The following is a 425-nucleotide window of genomic DNA, read 5'->3' as shown; positions in this document are numbered from 1 at the left end:
CGGCGCCTGGCGCGGGACGGCCGGCTGGACCGGGCCCTGGAGTTCCTGCCCACCGATCGGCAGATCCGTGAGCGGTCGGCGGCCGGTACCGGCCTGACCCAGCCGGAGATGGCGGTCATCCTCGCCTACGCGAAGATCACGGTGGCCGACGAGCTGATCCACACCGACCTGCCCGACGACCCGTACCTGCGGTCCCTGCTGCACGCGTACTTCCCGGTGGCCCTGCGGGAGCGGTTCGCGCACCAGATCGACCACCACGCGCTGCACCGCGAGAACGTCACCACGGTGCTGGTCAACGACACGGTGAACACCGGCGGCACCACCTTCCAGCACCGGTTCCGGGAGGAGTTCGGCGCGACCACCGAGGAGATCGTGCGGGCGCACACCGCGGCCCGGGCGATCTTCGACCTCAACCCGATCTGGGA

At 70.8% G+C, this 425-nt stretch carries 1 protein-coding gene; it reads left to right on the top strand.

Annotated features, from left to right (window positions below; translation table 11 throughout):
* Positions 1-425, top strand: a 425-nt coding sequence (locus tag AC5RWQ_RS30595; RefSeq protein ID WP_494286064.1) for a hypothetical protein, incomplete at both ends; no start/stop codon positions are given.

The organism is Micromonospora sp. BS32 (genome assembly GCF_059089345.1).
This window is presented reverse-complemented; position numbering and strand designations above follow the sequence as displayed.